General features: G+C 72.4%; 15 protein-coding genes and 1 tRNA gene. 7 read left to right on the plus strand and 9 right to left on the minus strand.

Going from position 1 to position 17,531, the window contains the following annotated elements; genetic code table 11:
- Positions 1-63: 63 nt before the first annotated feature.
- From ACZ47G_RS18305 to ACZ47G_RS18315, 3 genes are read right to left on the minus strand one after another with little or no spacing between them, the layout of a single operon-like run.
- A complete protein-coding gene (locus ACZ47G_RS18305; RefSeq protein ID WP_465743817.1) occupies positions 64-1,023 on the minus strand; it encodes an ABC transporter permease in 960 nt (319 codons plus the stop codon).
- Complete coding sequence (locus ACZ47G_RS18310; RefSeq protein WP_465743819.1) at positions 1,010-2,092, minus strand: ABC transporter ATP-binding protein; 1,083 nt, start codon at positions 2,090-2,092, stop codon at positions 1,010-1,012. Before ACZ47G_RS18310 ends, ACZ47G_RS18305 begins: the two co-directional genes overlap by 14 nt.
- A gap of 3 nt (positions 2,093-2,095) precedes the next feature.
- Positions 2,096-3,370, minus strand: coding sequence for a LolA family protein (locus tag ACZ47G_RS18315; protein ID WP_465743821.1), 1,275 nt, complete (start codon positions 3,368-3,370; stop codon positions 2,096-2,098).
- 182 nt (positions 3,371-3,552) lie between these two features.
- Between ACZ47G_RS18315 and ACZ47G_RS18320 the strand changes: the two genes are divergently transcribed.
- Both ACZ47G_RS18320 and ACZ47G_RS18325 read left to right on the plus strand, forming a co-directional pair.
- A complete protein-coding gene (locus tag ACZ47G_RS18320; RefSeq protein WP_465743823.1) occupies positions 3,553-6,141 on the plus strand; it encodes a bifunctional FO biosynthesis protein CofGH in 2,589 nt (862 codons plus the stop codon).
- Positions 6,142-6,371: 230 nt separating this feature from the next.
- Positions 6,372-7,487: an ADP-ribosylglycohydrolase family protein gene (locus ACZ47G_RS18325; RefSeq protein WP_380456954.1), complete on the plus strand. Its 1,116-nt coding sequence runs from the start codon at positions 6,372-6,374 to the stop codon at positions 7,485-7,487.
- Between the two features lie 152 nt (positions 7,488-7,639).
- Here ACZ47G_RS18325 and ACZ47G_RS18330 read toward each other — a convergent pair whose 3' ends face one another.
- The 3 genes from ACZ47G_RS18330 to ACZ47G_RS18340 form a co-directional block, all read right to left on the minus strand.
- Positions 7,640-7,849 carry a DUF397 domain-containing protein gene (locus ACZ47G_RS18330; protein ID WP_380456952.1) on the minus strand — a complete coding sequence of 70 codons (210 nt, stop codon included), beginning with the start codon at positions 7,847-7,849 and terminating at the stop codon, positions 7,640-7,642.
- Positions 7,846-8,709 carry a helix-turn-helix domain-containing protein gene (locus tag ACZ47G_RS18335; RefSeq protein ID WP_380456950.1) on the minus strand — a complete coding sequence of 288 codons (864 nt, stop codon included), beginning with the start codon at positions 8,707-8,709 and terminating at the stop codon, positions 7,846-7,848. Before ACZ47G_RS18335 ends, ACZ47G_RS18330 begins: the two co-directional genes overlap by 4 nt.
- A 581-nt stretch (positions 8,710-9,290) precedes the next feature.
- Complete coding sequence (locus ACZ47G_RS18340) at positions 9,291-10,031, minus strand: GOLPH3/VPS74 family protein (RefSeq protein ID WP_380456948.1); 741 nt, start codon at positions 10,029-10,031, stop codon at positions 9,291-9,293.
- A 297-nt stretch (positions 10,032-10,328) separates the two neighbouring features.
- Between ACZ47G_RS18340 and ACZ47G_RS18345 the strand changes: the two genes are divergently transcribed.
- The 3 genes from ACZ47G_RS18345 (at position 10,329) to ACZ47G_RS18355 (ending at position 13,382) form a co-directional block, all read left to right on the plus strand.
- Entirely contained in the window at positions 10,329-12,707 is a 2,379-nt protein-coding gene (locus tag ACZ47G_RS18345) for a D-alanyl-D-alanine carboxypeptidase (protein ID WP_465743827.1), read from the plus strand.
- 141 nt (positions 12,708-12,848) lie between these two features.
- Positions 12,849-12,921 (plus strand) — tRNA-Arg (locus tag ACZ47G_RS18350).
- Positions 12,922-13,121: 200 nt separating this feature from the next.
- Positions 13,122-13,382: a hypothetical protein gene (locus ACZ47G_RS18355; RefSeq protein WP_465743829.1), complete on the plus strand. Its 261-nt coding sequence runs from the start codon at positions 13,122-13,124 to the stop codon at positions 13,380-13,382.
- 64 nt (positions 13,383-13,446) lie between these two features.
- Here the strand turns inward: ACZ47G_RS18355 and ACZ47G_RS18360 are convergent, their stop codons facing one another.
- Positions 13,447-14,274 (minus strand): phosphatase PAP2 family protein, encoded by an 828-nt coding sequence (locus tag ACZ47G_RS18360; RefSeq protein WP_465743831.1) that lies wholly within the window; start codon positions 14,272-14,274, stop codon positions 13,447-13,449.
- A 426-nt stretch (positions 14,275-14,700) separates the two neighbouring features.
- Between ACZ47G_RS18360 and ACZ47G_RS18365 the strand changes: the two genes are divergently transcribed.
- On the plus strand, positions 14,701-15,687 hold the full coding sequence (locus ACZ47G_RS18365) for a sigma-70 family RNA polymerase sigma factor (RefSeq protein WP_465743833.1): 987 nt from the start codon (positions 14,701-14,703) through the stop codon (positions 15,685-15,687).
- A 136-nt stretch (positions 15,688-15,823) separates the two neighbouring features.
- Positions 15,824-16,138 (plus strand): hypothetical protein, encoded by a 315-nt coding sequence (locus tag ACZ47G_RS18370; protein ID WP_465743835.1) that lies wholly within the window; start codon positions 15,824-15,826, stop codon positions 16,136-16,138.
- Positions 16,139-16,147: 9 nt separating this feature from the next.
- Here the strand turns inward: ACZ47G_RS18370 and mscL are convergent, their stop codons facing one another.
- The gene (gene mscL / locus ACZ47G_RS18375) at positions 16,148-16,564 is read right to left on the minus strand and encodes a large conductance mechanosensitive channel protein MscL (RefSeq protein WP_465743837.1); all 417 of its coding nucleotides are present in this window, start codon (positions 16,562-16,564) and stop codon (positions 16,148-16,150) included.
- A 537-nt stretch (positions 16,565-17,101) separates the two neighbouring features.
- On the minus strand, positions 17,102-17,434 hold the full coding sequence (locus ACZ47G_RS18380) for an FmdB family zinc ribbon protein (RefSeq protein ID WP_465743839.1): 333 nt from the start codon (positions 17,432-17,434) through the stop codon (positions 17,102-17,104).
- Positions 17,435-17,531: the final 97 nt, after the last annotated feature.

Consider the following 17,531-nt stretch of genomic DNA (forward strand, 5'->3'; position numbering starts at 1 on the left):
CGTCACGCGCTGATGCCCGCCACTCGCTGAGACGGCTCACCCCGGCGTCCGCGCCGGCGTCCGTCACGCGCTGATGTCCCGGCTGGTGAACCGGGCCCAGGCCGCCGAGCCGAACACGGCGACGTAGGCGGCCTGGAGGCCGAGGTCCTTCCACACGCCGTCCCAGTACATCGGCTGGCGCAGCAGGTCCGAGAAGCTCATCCAGTAGTGGGTGAACAGGAACGGCCGGATCGCGTCCAGCTGCGGGAAGGCGTCCAGGATCTGCACCGTGATGACCAGCCCGACGGTCGCCGCCATCGCCGCGATGCCGCTGCCGGTGAGGGTGGAGACGAACAGCCCGATCGCCACCAGCCCGGCCAGCGAGGCCGCGACCACCCCGGCCACCAGCACCGCCCGCAGCAGCGCGTCGGCGAAGCCGATGCTGTCCCCGGAGATCAGCGTGACCTCGCCGAGCGGGAACAGCGTGGCGCCGGCCGCCAGCGCGGTGACCGCGACCGCCGCCGTCGCCGCCAGGCAGAACACCAGCCCGGCGGTGAACTTGGCGGCCAGCAGCCTGGTCCGCCCGGCCGGGGCGACCAGCAGGTAGCGCAGCGTCCCGGTGGCCGCCTCGCCCGCCACCGAGTCCCCGGCGACCACGCCGACCGTCATCGGCAGGAACACCGGCAGTGCCACCGCCAGCGCGGTGAACACCAGGAACAGGCCGTTCTGGGTGGTCTGCGCGATGAAGCTTGGACCGCCGCCGTCGCGCGGGCTGTCGGTGTTGAGCTTGACCACCACCCCGATCAGGATCGGCAGCACCGCCAGGATGCCGAGCAGCACCTTGGTGCGCATCCGGCGGAAGGTCAGGTGCAGTTCGTTGCGGAACAGCGCCAGGAACCCGGACGCGGTCTGCGGCCGCCGACCGGTCACCAGCACCGGCCCGGCCTTCGTCGGCCCGGCCTTCGGCAGGTCTGCCTGAGACGGCTCCGCCTGAGACAGCTCCGCCTCCGACGGCTCCGCCTGCGAAGCCTCAGCCTGCGACATCGAAGCCCTCCCCGGTCAGCGCCACGAAGGCGTCCTCCAACGTGCCCCGCTCCAGCCCGAACCCGTGCACCCGGACCCCGGCCTCGACCAGCGCCGCGCACAGCTTGGGCAGCGCCTCGTCGCCGCTCGCGCCCAACTCGCCGTCCACCCGGCCCTCGCCGGGCACCAGCGCGCCCACCTGGTGGGCCGCCAGCACCTCGGCGGCCTGCGCCACGTCGGGGGTGCGGACCACCAGCCGGCCCTGCGCCCGGGCGGCCAGCTCGGCGACGGTGCCCTGCACCACCAGCCGGCCCCGGGACATCACCGCCGCGTGGGTGCAGACCTGCTCGATCTCGTCCAGCAGGTGCGAGGAGAGGAACACCGTGGTGCCCTCCGCCGCGACCTCCCGGACCAGCGCCCGGATCTCCCGCATGCCCTGCGGGTCCAGCCCGTTGGTCGGCTCGTCCAGCACCAGCAGTTCGCGCGGCTGCAGCAGTGCGGAGGCCAGGCCCAGGCGCTGCTTCATGCCGAGCGAGTAGGCGCGGGCCTTCTTGCCCGCGGCGGCGCTCAGGCCGACCCGCTCCAGCGCGGTCTCGACCCGCTGCCGACGGGTGCGCGGGTCGGCGGTCGGGTCGGCGGCGTCGAAGCGGACCAGGTTGTCCCGGCCGGACAGGAAGCCGTACAGCGCCGGACCCTCGATCAGCGCGCCCACCCGGGGCAGCACGCCGGCGACGGACTGCGGCATCGACTCGCCGAGCACGGTGGCCACGCCGGAGGTGGGGGCGATCAGGCCCATCAGCATCCGGATGGTGGTGGTCTTGCCGGAGCCGTTGGGGCCGAGGAAGCCGAACACGGAGCCGCGCGGCACGCTCAGGTCCAGGCCGTCGACGGCGAGTTGGCCGCCGCGGAAGCGCTTGGTCAGGCCGCGGGTCCTGATCACGTCATCGGCGGAGCCGGGAGCGGAGCGGGGAGCGGAACCGGGAGCGGAACCGGGAGAGGAGGCCGGGGACGGAACGGGGGCCGGGCGCGACGCCGCGCCCGAGCCCCCGGCCGACTCCGTAACGTCCCCCGTTACGGGAGTCTCGGGCATCCGTCAGTTCACCCCGGCGGCGTGCTGGAGGACCGGCAGGGTCACCGCGCCCGCGAAGACCCGGCCGTCGTCGGTGAGCAGCACGTTGACGACCTTGGTGCTGATCAGGGTGCCGCCGCCGACCGGCTTGCCGAGCGACTTCACCAGGGCCTGCGGGTTCATCGCCCGGCTCTGGGGCTTGCCCTTCTTGCCGTCGGCCTTCGGCGCCGCGTCGGGCGCCTCGACGGTGGCGGGCAGCTGGGTGGAGACGACGGCCGTCCAGCCCTCGCCGATCACCTTCACCCCGTCGTGGCCCTTGCCCTGCTCATCCTTGCCCTGCTCGCCCTGGCCCTTGGCGTGCTCGGCCTCGGCGCCCTTGGCCGCGTCGTCCGCCTTCTTCTCCGTCACCTTGGCGCCCTTGGGCGCGGTGAAGTCGAAGGTCTTGGCGGCCGGCTTGGCGAAGGAGACGTCGGTGAAGTGGACGTCCAGCACGGTGGAGCCGTCGGTGGACTTCACCACCACGGCCAGCGGCACCCCGTTGTCGGCGGCGACCGAGATCCGCACCTCGGCGATGGTCGAGCCGGACTGGGTCGGCTTGACGCTCAGCTGGTAGGCCTTCTGCCCGGCCACGTTGGCCGTCCCGGCGACGGTGACGGAGGTGGTGCCGGCGCTGCCGGTCAGGAACTGCTCGGCGGCCTCCTGCGGGGTGGTCGGCACCCCGGTGAGCGGCGCCTTCGGCGACTTCCCGGCCTCCGCGTGCCCGGCCGGGCGCCCGGTCATGTGCAGCGCGGTGTTGGTCGAGCTGTCCCAGGCCCAGCTCTGGTCGCCGTTGCGGACCAGGGTGTAGCCCGCCATGTTCTCCATCAGGTCCACCCGCTGGCGGTCCGGGCCGTCCACCGCGACCCGCAGCGTCTGGTCGCCGCCGAGCAGGCCGAGCAGCTTGGCCTGCGGGTCCGCGGACGCGCCCTGGCCCTGGCCGCCGCCGTGGCCGGCCGCCGCGCCGAGCCCGCCCGCCGCCGCGCCCAGCAGCTGGCTGGGCACGCCGAGGTCGGTGGCGACGGAGACCGTCCCGGACAGGGACTGGGCGTCGGAGCCCAGCGCCTTGGCCACCACCTGCTGGGCGGACAGCTGCGGCAGGTTCGGTGGCGAGTCGGCGGCCAGCGCCGGCACCAGCCCGACTCCGGCGGCGATCACCGCCCCCACCGCCAGCGGTACCCCGGCCCGCACCAGGGTGCGCCGCCGCGAGCGGTACCGGACCCCGCCGTCCATGGCGTCGTCCACCGCCGTCTCATTGGTCATGGCGTCCTCAACTCCTCTTCGAACATGTGCGCTTGGCCCTGCCCCTCCATTAGAGGCCGCCGCCGCCGCCACGTCATCGCCCTGCGGGGGCACTTCGAGGTGAACCTGACGGGGTACGCCGACCCTGAGACGGCCTCAGGGTCGTGTACTCCCGTCGTACGACCCTGACATAGGGTCGCGCCATGGACGGAACCGCTACGGCCGCAAGCAACCCTCCGACCGCGAACGCGATGCGGCGCGCCCTGCGCCGCGCCAGGGACGGCGTCGCCCTCGACCTCACCGAGGCCGCCGTGCTGCTCCAGGCCAGAGGCGAGGACCTGCGGGACCTCTGCGCGAGCGCCGCCCGGGTGCGCGACGCCGGCCTGGAGGCGGCCGGCCGGCCCGGCGTCATCACCTACTCCAAGAGCGTGTTCATCCCGCTCACCCGGCTCTGCCGCGACAAGTGCCACTACTGCACCTTCGTCACCGTCCCCGGCAAGCTCCGCCGGGCCGGGCACGGGATGTTCATGTCCCCGGACGAGGTGCTGGACGTCGCCCGGCGCGGGGCCGAACTCGGCTGCAAGGAAGCCCTGATCACGCTCGGCGACAAGCCCGAGGACCGCTGGCCGGAGGCCCGCGAGTGGCTGGACGCGCACGGCTACGACGACACCATCGCCTACGTCCGGGCGATGTCCATCCGCATCCTGGAGGAGACCGGCCTGCTCCCGCACCTCAACCCCGGGGTGCTGAGCTGGACGGACTTCCAGCGGCTCAAGCCGGTCTCCGCCTCGATGGGCATGATGCTGGAGACCACCGCCACCCGGCTGTGGAGCGAGCCCGGCGGCCCGCACCACGGCTCCCCGGACAAGGAACCGGCCGTCCGGCTGCGGGTGTTGGAGGACGCCGGCCGCAGCTCCGTCCCCTTCACCAGCGGCCTGCTGATCGGCATCGGCGAGACGTACCAGGAGCGCGCCGAGTCGCTGTTCGCGCTGCGCAAGGTCTCCCGGGCCTACCACGGCGTCCAGGAACTGATCCTGCAGAACTTCCGCGCCAAGCCGGACACCGCGATGCGCGGCATGCCCGACGCCGAACTGGACGAGCTGGTCGCCACGGTGGCCGTCGCCCGGCACCTGCTCGGCCCGACCGCCTGCCTCCAGGCGCCGCCCAACCTGGTCGACGGCGAGTACGAGCGGCTGATCGCGGCCGGCATCGACGACTGGGGCGGCGTCTCCCCGCTCACCCCGGACCACGTCAACCCCGAGCGCCCCTGGCCGCAGATCGACCGGCTCGCCGAACGCTCCGCCGCGGCCGGCTTCGCCCTGCGCGAGCGCCTCGCCGTCTACCCCGAGTACGTGCTGCGCGGCGAACCCTGGCTGGACCCGCGGGTGCTGCCGCACGTCCGGGCGCTGGCCGACCCGGCCACCGGACTGGCGAACCCGGACGCGACCGTCCAGGGCCACCCCTGGCAGGAGCCCGAGGACCTCCCGGAGTCGTACGGCCGGACCGACCTGCACACCGCCGTCGACACCGAGGGCCGCACCGGCGACCGCCGGGCCGACTTCGAGGACGTCTACGGCGACTGGGAGGTGCTGCGCGAACAGGTGCTGGCCAAGGGCGCGCCCGAGCGCCTCGCCGGGGACCTCCGCGAGGCGCTCGCGGTGGCCGCCGACGACCCGGAGAAGCTCACCGACGACCACGCGCTGGCCCTGTTCCACGCGGACGGCCCGGCCCTGGACGCCCTGTGCCGGATCGCCGACGACGTCCGCCGGGCGGCGGTCGGCGAGGACGTCACCTACTGCGTCACCCGGAACATCAACTTCACCAACGTCTGCTACACCGGCTGCCGCTTCTGCGCCTTCGCCCAGCGCCGCACCGACGCCGACGCCTACACCCTCTCCCTGGAGCAGGTCGCCGAACGGGCCGCCCAGGCCTGGGAGGTGGGCGCCACCGAGGTGTGCATGCAGGGCGGCATCCACCCGGACCTGCCCGGCACCGCCTACTTCGACATCGCCCGCGCGGTGAAGGAACGGGTGCCCGGCATCCACGTGCACGCCTTCTCCCCGATGGAGGTGGTCAACGGCGCCACCAGGACGGGCCTGTCGATCCGCGACTGGCTCCAGCGGGCCAAGGAGTCCGGCCTGGACACCATCCCCGGCACCGCCGCCGAGATCCTCGACGACGAGGTCCGCTGGGTGCTCACCAAGGGCAAGCTGCCCGCCGCGACCTGGGTCGAAGTCGTCACCACCGCCCACGAACTGGGCATCCGCTCCTCCTCCACCATGATGTACGGGCACGTGGACACCCCCGCGCACTGGCTCGGGCACCTGCGGCTGCTCGCGCAGATCCAGCAACGCACCGGCGGGTTCACCGAGTTCGTCACCCTCCCGTTCATCCACACCAACGCCCCGGTCTACCTGGCCGGCATCGCCCGCCCCGGCCCCACCGCCCGGGACAACCGCGCGGTGGTCGCGATGGCCCGGCTGCTGCTGCACCCGCACATCCCCAACATCCAGACCAGCTGGGTCAAGCTGGGCGCCGAGGGCGCCGCCGAGATGCTCCGCTCCGGCGCCAACGACCTCGGCGGCACGCTGATGGAGGAGACCATCTCGCGGATGGCCGGCTCGGCGTACGGCAGCTACAAGTCGGTGCGCGACCTCCAGGCGATCGCCGAGGCGGCCGGCCGCCCGCACCGCCAGCGCACCACCCTCTACGGCGAGGTGCCGGCCGAGCGGCGGGCGGCGGCGCTGGCCTCGGACGGGCACCTGCCGGAACTGCTGCCGGTCCTCGACTGAGGCCGCCTGCCCGGTCCGCCGCACCGCCGGCGGGCCGGGCCCCGGGGGCGCCGGACAGCGAGGGCCCCGGACGACGGGGGCGCCGGACAACGAGGGCACCGGACGACGAGGGCACCGGACAGCGAGGGATGCCGTCGATCCGTTCGAACCTTCGAAGTACAGTGCCAGGGCGCGTCGGCCGCCGTGGTGCCGCGTGCGGCCCCGACCCCGACGAAAGGCGCCCCGCCGTGATGCCACTGTGGTCACGAGCCCAGCAGCAGGACTTCCGCAGCCGGGTCCGCGGCTGCCTGCTCGGCGGTGCCATCGGTGACGCGCTCGGCGCGGGCGTCGAGTTCGAGCCCCTGGAGAAGATCCGGGCCCAGCACGGCCCGCAGGGCGTCACCGGCTACGTCCCCGCGTACGGGCGCACCGGCGCGATAACGGACGACACCCAGCTCAGCCTGTTCACCGTGGACGGCCTGATCCGCGCCCACATCCGGCGCGACACCGGCAGCTGGCACCCGCCCACCGACCTGCACCTGGCGTACCTGCGCTGGGCCGCCACCCAGCGCGACTGGGGCCCGGACGAGCGCCGCCCCGACCTCGGCTGGCTCGGCCGCGAGGAGTGGCTGTACGCCCAGCGCGCCCCCGGCCAGGGCTGCCTGACCGGCCTCACCGGGCCGGACGGCGAGCGGCTCGGCACCTTGGAACACCCCAAGAACCCGCACTCCAAGGGCTGCGGAACGGTGGTGCGGTCGGCGCCGTTCGGGCTGCTCACCACCTGGGAGCCGGGCCTGGTGTTCCAGCTCGCGGTGGAGTGCTCGGTGCTCACCCACGGCCACCCCACCGGCTACCTCGCGGCGGGCGCGCTCGCGGTGATCGTCCAGGCGGTCGCCCGCGGCGGCACCCTGGAGGAGGGCGTCCACCTGGCGCTGGCCCTGCTCTCCGAGCGGCAGGCGCACGAGGAGACCACCAACGCGCTGCGGGCCGCGTTGGACGCGGTGCGGGCCGGCGAGCCGTCCGCCGAACGGGTCGAGGCGCTGGGGGAGGGCTGGGTCGCCGAGGAGGCGCTGGCCATCGGGGTCTACTGCGCGCTGGTCGCCCACGACGTCCGCTCGGGCCTGCTGCTGGCCGTCAACCACTCCGGGGACAGCGACTCCACCGGTGCGATCTGCGGCAACCTGCTCGGGGTGCTGCACGGCGACACCGCGCTGCCGCCGGGCCTGGTGGCGGGGCTGGAGGGGCGCGGCGCGATCCTCGAACTCGCCGACGACTTCGCCCTGGAGCTGATGCACGGCACCGAACTGCACGACCGGCGGAGCCCGGAGGGGGCCGACTGGGCCGGCCGGTACCCGGTGGCGCACTGAACCCGGCCCGCCGCCGTAGCCGCGCGCGGCGCCCGGAACGCAGCCGCCCGTAATGCAAGCCGCCCGTAACGCAAGTTGCCCGTAGCGTCGTCCGCCGCTCGGGGCGACGGACACCGCTACGGGCAACTGGGCCGAGCACGGAACCGGTCGGGTCAGACCTCGCCGAAGGACCCCGCCGCCGCGGCCGACGCGAACGCGTTCCAGGCCTGGGTGGAGAAGCGCAGCTGCGGGCCGGCCGGGTCCTTGGAGTCCCGGACCGCGACCGCTCCCGCAGCCGGTCCGGCGATCTCCACGCAGGCGCCCTGGCCTCCGCTGTGACTGCTCTTTCGCCAACGGACTCCGTGCTCGGCGGGGGTGCTCATTCGTGGTATCCCTTTTCGATGTCGGCTATCAGCGACCGGCTCTCCGCGACACCGAGCGCGGCCGCTCTCAGGTAGTCGTAGAGACCGGTATAGCGGCGCACATCGGCTTCCTTCTCCAGGTAGAGATCGCTCGTCACACCTTCGAAGTAGACAACCGTGGAATCGGCTGATTCCGGGAACTCCAGCAGGGAGAATGTCCCGGTCATGCCGGGATGGGCTCCGTGCGAGAACGGGATCACCTGGATGGTGATGTTCGGGCGCAGGCTGAGCTCCAGCATCTGCCGCAGCTGGCGGGCCATGATCTCGCGGCTGCCGACCTCGCGGCGCAGCGCCGCCTCGTCTATGACGGTCCACAGGCTGCCGAGCTGGTTGTCGCCGTGGACGCGCTCCTGGCGCTTCATCCGCACCTGCACCCGGCGCTGCACCGCGTTCGCGTCGGTGTCCGGCTGGGTGCCCTCGACCACCGCCTGCGCGTAGTGCTCGGTCTGCAGCAGCCCGGGGATGAAGGAGGACTCGTAGGCGCGGATCGAGGAGGCCTCGGCCTCCAGGCCGATGTAGACGCTGTAGGGGGTCGGCATGTCGTTGAAGTCGTGCCACCAGCCGCGCTGGCGGGACTCCTTGGCCATCTCCATCAGGCTGTTGCGCATCTGCTCGTCGGCCACGTTGTACACGTCGCAGAGGTCGCGCACATCACGCTGGCTGATGCTGCGGCGGCCGTTCTCCAGCCGGCTGATCTTCGACTGGGAGACCATCAGGCGGCCGGCCACCTCCTCGGCCGTCATCCCGAGACCCTCGCGGAGTTTGCGCAGCTCGGAGCCCAGACGCCGGCGGCGCACGGTGGGATTGATGTTCGCGGACACGTCGACCTCCGGCCGGACCTCTGGTGATCGTTGGAACGGCAGCCCTCGGGACACTTCGGACATTGGGACCAACCCCCCTGACTGGAGCAGCATGTCACCTTGGGCCAGGTCGGCGCCGGGGAATCACAGCAGCGCAGTAGAACAGACCATCGGAAAAGCGCGTCCGTGAGACAGCGATGGCCCCCGGGTGGTAATGCGGCTCGGCGACTAGGACCGGTAGTTGCGATGGGCCTCGACGGGCCTCAGGGAACGGCAGAGGGGCGGTCGCCGGGCGACTTGCGTCGCGGGGCGACCGCCCCTCGGTGCCGTTCGTGGCGCCGGTGATGCCGGGTCATGCCGGTGGTTCGGATGGTGCGCAGTGGTGCGGCCGGTGGTCCAGTGCCCTCCAGGGGCGTGAACCGGGCGGTGTGCGCCGTCGGGCCGGTCGGGCTCGTCGGGCCGGTTGAACCGGTCGTGCGGTCGGACCGATCGGACCGATCGGACCGATCGGACTGTTCGGACTGTTCGGACCGGTCGGACTGTTCAGGCTGTTCGGACTGTTCGGACCGGTCGGACTGTTCAGGCTGTCGGGCTGTTCGGGCTCAGCGCACCCCGACCCGGGGAGCGGAGACCCGTCCGCCCGGAGCCCGGCCCGTCGCCCGGGCGCCGGAGCGACCGGAACCGGCCCCGGAATCCTGGGAAGAACGGTTCTGCTGTGTCGGCAGGCCGTTCTGCACGTCCATCACGGCGTGCGCGACCATCCCGCCCAGCGGGTCGTACCGGATCAGATCGCGCAGCCGCGACCGCGAGGACCGGCCCTCGTTGCCCGGGTACAGGTGCTTGCCCAGCCCCACCGAGTGGGCCAGGGCGGCGAGCGCGGCCGTCCGCGGGTCCGGCGGCACGCCGGTGCGGATCGCGGTGTCCAACCGCTGCTTGATCGCGGCGTTGGTGCAGTCGTCGGACGCCTGGTACCGGGTCGTCGGCAGCACCCCGCACATCTGCCCCGGCACGGCCGTGACCATGCCGCAGCGTTCCAGGTGTGCCAGGTACGTCTGCCGAAGGCCCAGCCGGGGCCCGCCGATCCAGTGCGCCGCGCGGACCGGACTGCCGCGTCGGCGCAGCAGTTCCAGTGCGTGGTCCAGGGTCGGGTCGCCGGTCGGCCGTGCGAGCACGACGGCGATCCGGTCGCCCTCCGGTACGATCCGTCCGGCCAGGGACAGCTCGACGAGCTGCGCCCCGGCGAGTCCGAGGTCGAGGGTCTGCGGCTGCGCCGTGGTACCCGTGGTCGGGTCCAAGGCGAGCAGCAAGAGTTCCTCGGGAACAGTTCTGCGGCTCTTGCCCATCCAAGCCTCCCCGCGTGGATGAGAGACAGGGTGACGCCTCTCACACGGGCTTGTCGAGTACGCCTCCGAATCGTGACCTTGCGGTGAAGGCGCGGAACCGGCGGCCACAGGCCCGGCGTCTGACCCATGAACAAACCACGTTGCGGCCTTGCGACGGCAATATGCGCCGGTCGGGCGGGGTGTGCGCGGCTGGACGGCCGTCGGTGGCGGAGACTGTACAGGTACACGGGGCGGGGCTTCGGCTTCCCGAAATCGGGTCTGCCGATGCCCCGCCGGGCGTTGAGGAGGCTGGGATACGTGGGCGAGTCCCCCGACAGGGTGCTGAGGGACGGCGAGCGGGAGCAGGGGCGCGAACGCGAACGGACGGGTCCGGCGGCTGGCGGGGCGTCAGCCGGCGCCACCGCCGGGGAGAGCCCGGCGGCGAGCCCCGCCGGGTCGTCGGCCGAGCCGGCTGCCGATGCGGCTGTCGAGGCGACTGTCGAGGCGTCGACCGGAGCCTCCGCGGAGACCCCCGCCGACGCTTCCACCGATGCCTCCGCCGACGCCTCCGCCGAAGCGCCGAAGGCGGGTGTCAAGGGCGGCTCGACCGTACAGCTCCGTGTCCGGGATGTGGACAGCCGGACGACGATGCTGCGGCTGCCGGTGGACAACAAGACCACCGCGCTGCGGCTGCCGGAGGAGCTGCTGAAGCCCGCCGACGACGCTGGTTCCGGTGATCCGGCGGAGGAGAAGAAGGACTCGCCCGAGGCCGCGGAGAAGCGGCAGGCCGCCGAACGGCCGCCCGTCGCCGACCCGCGTCTCGCCATGCGGACGGCCGCGGTGAAGGCGGAACCCGCCGCCGAGGCCGCGGGGAAGGTCGCCGGGAAGGCCGCGGAGGAGGAAGGGGAGAAGGCCGACGACAAGGCCGACACACCCGACTCCTCCACACCCGACACCTCCACATCCGACACCGCCACGGCCGGCGCCGCCGACAAGGCGGAGGAGGCCGAGGAGGCCGACGCGCCGGAGCGGGCCGCTCCCGCCGCGCCCGCGCCTGCGCCGGGATCCGCGTCCGTCCCCCTGACCAAGAACGGGCAGCCGGGTCAGGAACCGGGCCGGACCGAGAAGTTGGAGAAGCCCGAGTCGCTGCGCGCCCCGGCCGCCGGCACCGTGCCCGAGCCGCCGGTGCCCGCTCCGATGCCCGAGCCGGTCCCCGTCCCGAAGCCGACGCCCAAGCCCCTCCCCGAACCGGAGCCGTCCCGGGGCCCCGAACCGCCGCCCGCCCCGGCCCCGAAGCCGGTCCCGGCCCCCGTGCCCACGCCCGCGCCGCTGCCCCGGCCCGAGCCGCTGCCGCCCCAGCAGCCTCCGCAGCCGACCCAGCCGCCGACGCCCGAGCCCCAGCCGCTGCCCTCGCCCGAGAACACGGCCGAGGCGATGGAGGTGCTGGCCACCCTCAACGCCCGCCCGGTCTCCCCGCTGCGGCGCGCGCTCAAGCGGGTCACCATCTGGACGGTCTTCCTGGCCGTGGTGCTCGGTGCCGTGGTGGTGGCCCAGCTGCTGCGTCCGCTGCCGGACCCGGAACTGCGGATGACGACCCCGGGCAGCTTCAGCTTCGCCGGCGACCAGCCCGACCTCGCCTGGCCGGCCAAGGGCCAGTCCGCCGCCGAGGTGGTCGGCGTCGGCAACCTCGGCAGCTCGGGCCAGGAGACCCCGGCCTCGATCGCCAGCGTCACCAAGGTGATGAACGCCTACCTGGTGCTGCAGAAGTTCCCGCTGAAGAAGGGGGAGAGCGGGCCGAAGATCGTCGTCGACAAGCAGGCCGCGCAGGAGTCCGGCAACAGCGACGAGTCCCGGGTGACCCTCACCGAGGGCCAGGTGCTCACCGAGTACCAGGCGCTGGAACTGCTGATGCTGCCGTCCGCCAACAACGTGGCCCGGCTGCTCGCCCGCTACCACTCCGGCTCCGAGGAGGCGTTCGTCAAGCTGATGAACGACACCGCGGCCAAGCTCGGCATGGCCAACACCACCTACGCCGACCCGGCGGGCTTCAACGCGGACACCAAGTCCACCGCGAAGGACCAGCTGAAGCTGGCCGAGCAGGTCATGCAGGACGACATCTTCCGGCAGATCGTCGCCACCCCGGAGACCAACTTCAACAACACGAAGATCTCCAACACCAACAACCTGATCAACCCGAAGACCGGCGTGATCGGCGTCAAGACCGGCTCCAGCACCCCGGCCGGCGGCTGCCTGATGTGGGCCGCCTACAAGGACATCGGCGGCGTGAAGCGGCTGATCCTCGGCGTCACCCTGGGCCAGCAGGCCACCTCCCCGAACCCCGGCGACGGCATCCTGCCCACCGTGCTCAAGGTCAGCGGCAAGCAGATCCAGGCCGCGCAGAACGGGCTGACCGGCCAGACCCTGGTGAAGAAGGGCGACGTCGTCGGCAGCGTGGACGACGGGCTCGGCGGCAAGGTCCCGGTCGTCGCGACCAACGACCTCGTGGTGCCCGGCTTCCCCGGCGTCACCGGCACGATCACCCTGGACCCGTACGCGCTGCACCACAACGAGAAGGCCGGCAAGGAGGTCGGCACCCTGCGGGTGGGCGCGGGCGACGGCAAGACCGAGGTCCGGGTCGCCCTCCAGAACGACCTCAACCCGCCGTCCATCCAGTCCCGCCTGCTGCGCCTCCTCTGACCCCTCCCCGCAGCAACCCCGGAGGGGGAGCCGGCCCGCCCGGCTCCCCCTCCGTTCCCCTCCCGTCAGCCACCCGGACCGCCACCCCCGGCCGACCCCCGATCCGGTACGCTGTGAACGGCCTGGTCACCGACCGGCCACGCCTCAGTAGCTCAGGGGATAGAGCACGGCTCTCCTAAAGCCGGTGTCGCAGGTTCGATTCCTGTCTGGGGCACAACAGAACCGCAGCTCACAGGCCCTCCACCCACCCGGGACGGAGGGCCTGCGGCATTCCCGCCCTCCTCCCACCCCGCGCGCCACCCCGCCCGTCCCGCCGGGACCTTGCCCGGCGGCACCGGGCCGGTACCTCTGCCGGAATTCGGAATCCCCTTTCGCGCTCGCGGTGGCGCCGGCAAGCGGCAGCTGACCCTGGTGATGCCGAAGCTGGCGACCATGGTCGCGCCCACCACCACCGCGGCCTTCGGGCGCGGGGTGACCGATTACCAGATCGCGGTCCTGGACGGGCACCAGACCTCGCTGACCAGGCTCGCGGACGGCGGGGTGTCGGTGGCGTACCAGCCGAACGGCTACTTCTGGGAGGCCCAACTGGTGGCCGGCGCCCTCTTCCGGGTGCTGACCGCCGCCCTGCTCGGCTATGCCTGGCGCACGGTGCGGACCATCCCCGCGAAGGGCTGACCGCCACCGCCCGCTCGCAGGCCCTCCGCCGGCTCCGGCGGGGGGCCTGCGGCGTTCCGGGGCGTCAACTCCGGCTACCTCGCGGTCCGTCGGCGCCGCGACCGTCGAACTCGGTGGCGTCCAGAGGCTCGTCGGTCCGCGGCGCCCGGACGGACGGCACGATGACCCGCTGGACCCTGGGCCTGGTGCGCCAGTTGACCCGTCGGACGTCCCGGGCCAGCGCGCCCGGCCGCCAGAGTTCGATCACGGCGGTCACGACGCCCAGTACGGCGCCGGCGGCCAGCCAGCCCGCCACCACGTCGCTGGGCCAGTGCACCCCGAGGGCCGTCCTGGTCCAGCCGATGGTCAGCACGGTGAGGGCGGCCACCGAACAGGCGGCGGTCCGGCCGCGGCGGTCGACCCGGTACCAGACCAGGCCGACCAGGACGGCACAGGTGATCGCCGAGGCCATGGCGTGTCCGGAGGGGAAGGCCGGGCCGCCGGCGTGGGAGACCGGGTCGGAGAAGGCGGGTCGCTGCCGGTCGACGGCCAGTTTGAGCGCCCACTGGGCACCCCAGCCGACCAGTGCCTGGGCGGCCACCCAGCCGGCCAGCGTCCGGGCGCCGATCAGCCAGAGCCAGGCGGCGGCGATGCCGAGCAGTGAACGCATTGTGACGGGGCCGCCGATGTCGGAGAGGGTCTGCACCGCGGCGGTCCAGATCCGGTGTTCCCTCGCGTAGCTGTGGAGTCCGCCGATCCAGTCCTGGTCGAACTCGCGCAGGGGGTGCCAGTGGCCCGTCACCAGCATCGCCAGGAGGCCGAACAGCGCGGCACAGCCCAGCGCGAGCGACGCGTCCCGGAGGAGACGACGGTGACGCACGGTGACGGGAGTCGTGCTGTTGGTCAGGTGCATGCCTGACACCTTCCCAGCGTCCAGTGCCGATCGGGAGCTGGAGTGATAGCGATTCGGCATCTTTTGTGCGGAGGGCCTGCGTGCGCCGGGGGGTGGGCGCGGGCGGGAATCGGGGGCGCGCGGGAACGCCCGCGATCGTCCGCCTGTTCAACCAAGGGGCGGCGTTCGGGTGTGCGGACGGTGAAGAACCGCTTTCGGAGCGGTCGTCCGCGGGCACCGGAGGTGCCCGATCGGTCACCGATTGTCGAAGGCCGGGGTGAAAACCGGCAGGATACTGCATAGCGGGGAAGAATCTGAACGACTTGGGAATGTTGTCCGGAATCTGTTCGTTGGATCGTTACGTGTGAGCCCCCAGGGGCCCGCACTTCTTGCCCTCCTGGGGGGCAGGCAGGCAGACCTCGGCAACACCAGTCAAAGGGAGCAAGCATGGCCACCCGTGCCGTCGTTCGAGACAGGGCCGACCGGACTCGCGCGGCCCGCCCGACCAACCTTGAGGCCGACCGCGACCTGGTCGGTATGTACCTCGACGAGATCGCCAGGACGCCCCTGCTCGATGCGGCCGAGGAGGTCGAGCTCTCGCTGCGGATCGAGGCCGGTGTGTACGCCCAGCACCTGCTGGACGAGAGCGCGCGCCCCGACGGTCACCTCCCCGACGGCGTCACCCACGAGGAGCTGGAGGCGATAGCCGCCGACGCCGAGCGCGCCAAGGACGTCTTCATCCGCTCGAACCTCCGCCTGGTGGTGGCGGTCGCCCGGCGTTACCCGCGCAGTGGCCTGCCCCTGCTGGACCTCATCCAGGAGGGGAACGCGGGTCTGGTGCGCGCCGTCGAGAAGTTCGACTACGCCAAGGGCTTCAAGTTCTCCACCTACGCGACCTGGTGGATCCGCCAGGCGATCACCCGCTCGATCGCCGATCAGTCCCGCACCATCCGGCTCCCCGTGCACCTGGTCGAGGAGCTGGGCCGGATCCGCCGGGTGCAGCGGGAGAAGTCCAAGGAACTGGGCCGGGAGGCCGAGCCGGCCGAGATCGCGGCCGAGCTGGACACCACCGAGGCCCGGATCAAGGACGTGCTGGACTGGGCGCGCGACCCGGTCAGCCTCAACATGTCCGTCGACGACGAGGGCGAGACCCAGTTTGGCGACCTGGTGGAGGACACCGGGGCGACGTCCCCCGAGGACGCCGTGATGGTCATGCTCCGCCGCGAGGAGCTGGACGGCCTGATCGGGCGGCTGGACGACCGCACCGCCTCGATCATCCGCTCCCGCTACGGGATGGAGGACGGTCGCGAGCGCACCCTCACCGAGGTGGGCAAGCAGCACGGGCTCACCCGTGAGCGGATCCGGCAGATCGAGAAGCACGCCCTGGCCGAACTGAAGAAGATCGCCGACCACGCGGGCTTCGAAGCCGCCTGACGATCGACGGCCGAGGTCGACCGCCCGGGCCCGGGTGCGGAGCGCTCCGCACCCGGGCCGGCGCATGTCATCGGGAGCCTCGCGAGGCTTCTAGGCTGAAAGGACAGGTCGGACCGCGAGTAGGGGAGTGGACAAGGTGAGCGAGCAGGAACAAGAGCAGGCACAGGAACCGGGACGCGAACAGGGCCGGGACGGGACGCGGGGCGAGCGGGGCACCCCCGCCCCTCCCTCCCCCTCCCCCTCCTCCCCTCCCTCCACCTCCACCCCAGCCTCCACCCCAACCTCCACCTCCACCCCCGCCAAGGCCCGGCTGGTCTTCCGTGACCCGCTGGACCAGCAGTCCCGGGACGACACCGACGCCGGCTGGGGCGACCGCCCGGGCACTGGGGAGAGTGGTGGGCGGGGGCTGGACTGGTACCTGAACCAGCGCCCGCCGCACCACGGGGACTGAAAACGTGCTCTAACGCGCCGTGACCAGCGCGTCGCGGATCTCGGTCAGCAGTTGGACCTCCTTGGCCTCGGCCTCGGCCGCCACCTCGGCGACGCTCTTGCGCCTGGCCGCCATCCGGTTCATCGGCACGATCAGGACGAAGTAGACGACGGCGGCGGTGATCAGGAACTGCAGGGCGGCGCTGAGCACCGACCCCCACAGGATGAGGATTCCGGACGTGACCTCACCGGTGGCGCTCACCTCGCAGGGCCCCTTGAGGCAGGAACTGTAGGACGCCAGGTCCTTCGTCCCGAACACGCCGACGATCGGATTGATCACGCCTTTGACGAAGGCGTTGACGATGTTGGTGAAGGCCGCGCCGATGACCACGGCGACGGCGAGTTCGACGACATTTCCACGCAGCAGGAATTCCTTGAAGCCTTTCATGCCGCCTCGAACGACGAAGTCGTTCCGGGGTTACGGGTGATCTTCCGGGAGCCCGGATTGACAACCCGTACGGCCCACCGTGGCCCCCGAGGGCGGCGGCAGCCCGGCCCGCAGGGGCCCGGAGGCGAGCGCCGCGGCCACCGCGAGCAGCACCAGCGCGGGCACCCCGCCCCGCCGTCGGACGGCCCGGCGCCAGCGGTACCACCCGCCGCACCCGCGCCGGATCGGCGGGAAGCTCGGCACCTCCCGCCGGGGCGGCACGGAGGGTGCGGGCAGGGGGAGGGAGAAGGACAGGCTCGTGGTCGTCATGGGGAGGGCCTCCGGACTCGGTCGGGTCTTGCTCGGTGACCCCTACCCTGCGCGTTCCCGCCACGGCCGGGAAATCGATTCCCACAGCCTGTGGAAAACCCCGCCCTTGTGGATAACTTCGTACACTCACACGAGCTAATCCGACCCTCGAAGGTTGACGATGGCACGCGAAAAGGCCCGCCGCCCCCGCGCGAAGCGGGGCCGACGGGCCTTCTCGTGAGACCGAGGTCAGCCGGCGGCCGGAGCCGGGCTGCTCGACGAGCTGGACGAGCTGGAAGAGCTCGACGAACCGGACGAGCCCGAGCCCGAACCCGAGGTCGACGACGAGGTCGAGGACGTCGAAGAGCCGGTGGACGAACCCGCGCCCACCGCGCTGCTGGAGGACGAGCGGCTGTCGGTCCGGTAGAAGCCCGAGCCCTTGAACACGACGCCCACGGCCGAGAAGACCTTGCGGAGCCGTCCCTGGCAGTTGGGGCACGTGGTCAGCGCCTCGTCGGTGAACTTCTGCACCGCCTCCAGGCCGCTGCCGCACTCGGTGCACTGGTACTGGTACGTGGGCACTTGTCTTCCTCCTGGCACTCTCGCCTGATGAGTGCTAACGATGGTCAATGATGCGGTATTCCGTTGGATCAGTCCAGCGAATCCGGTGTGAGATGAG

It is taken from the genome of Kitasatospora sp. NPDC030952 (assembly GCF_055571335.1).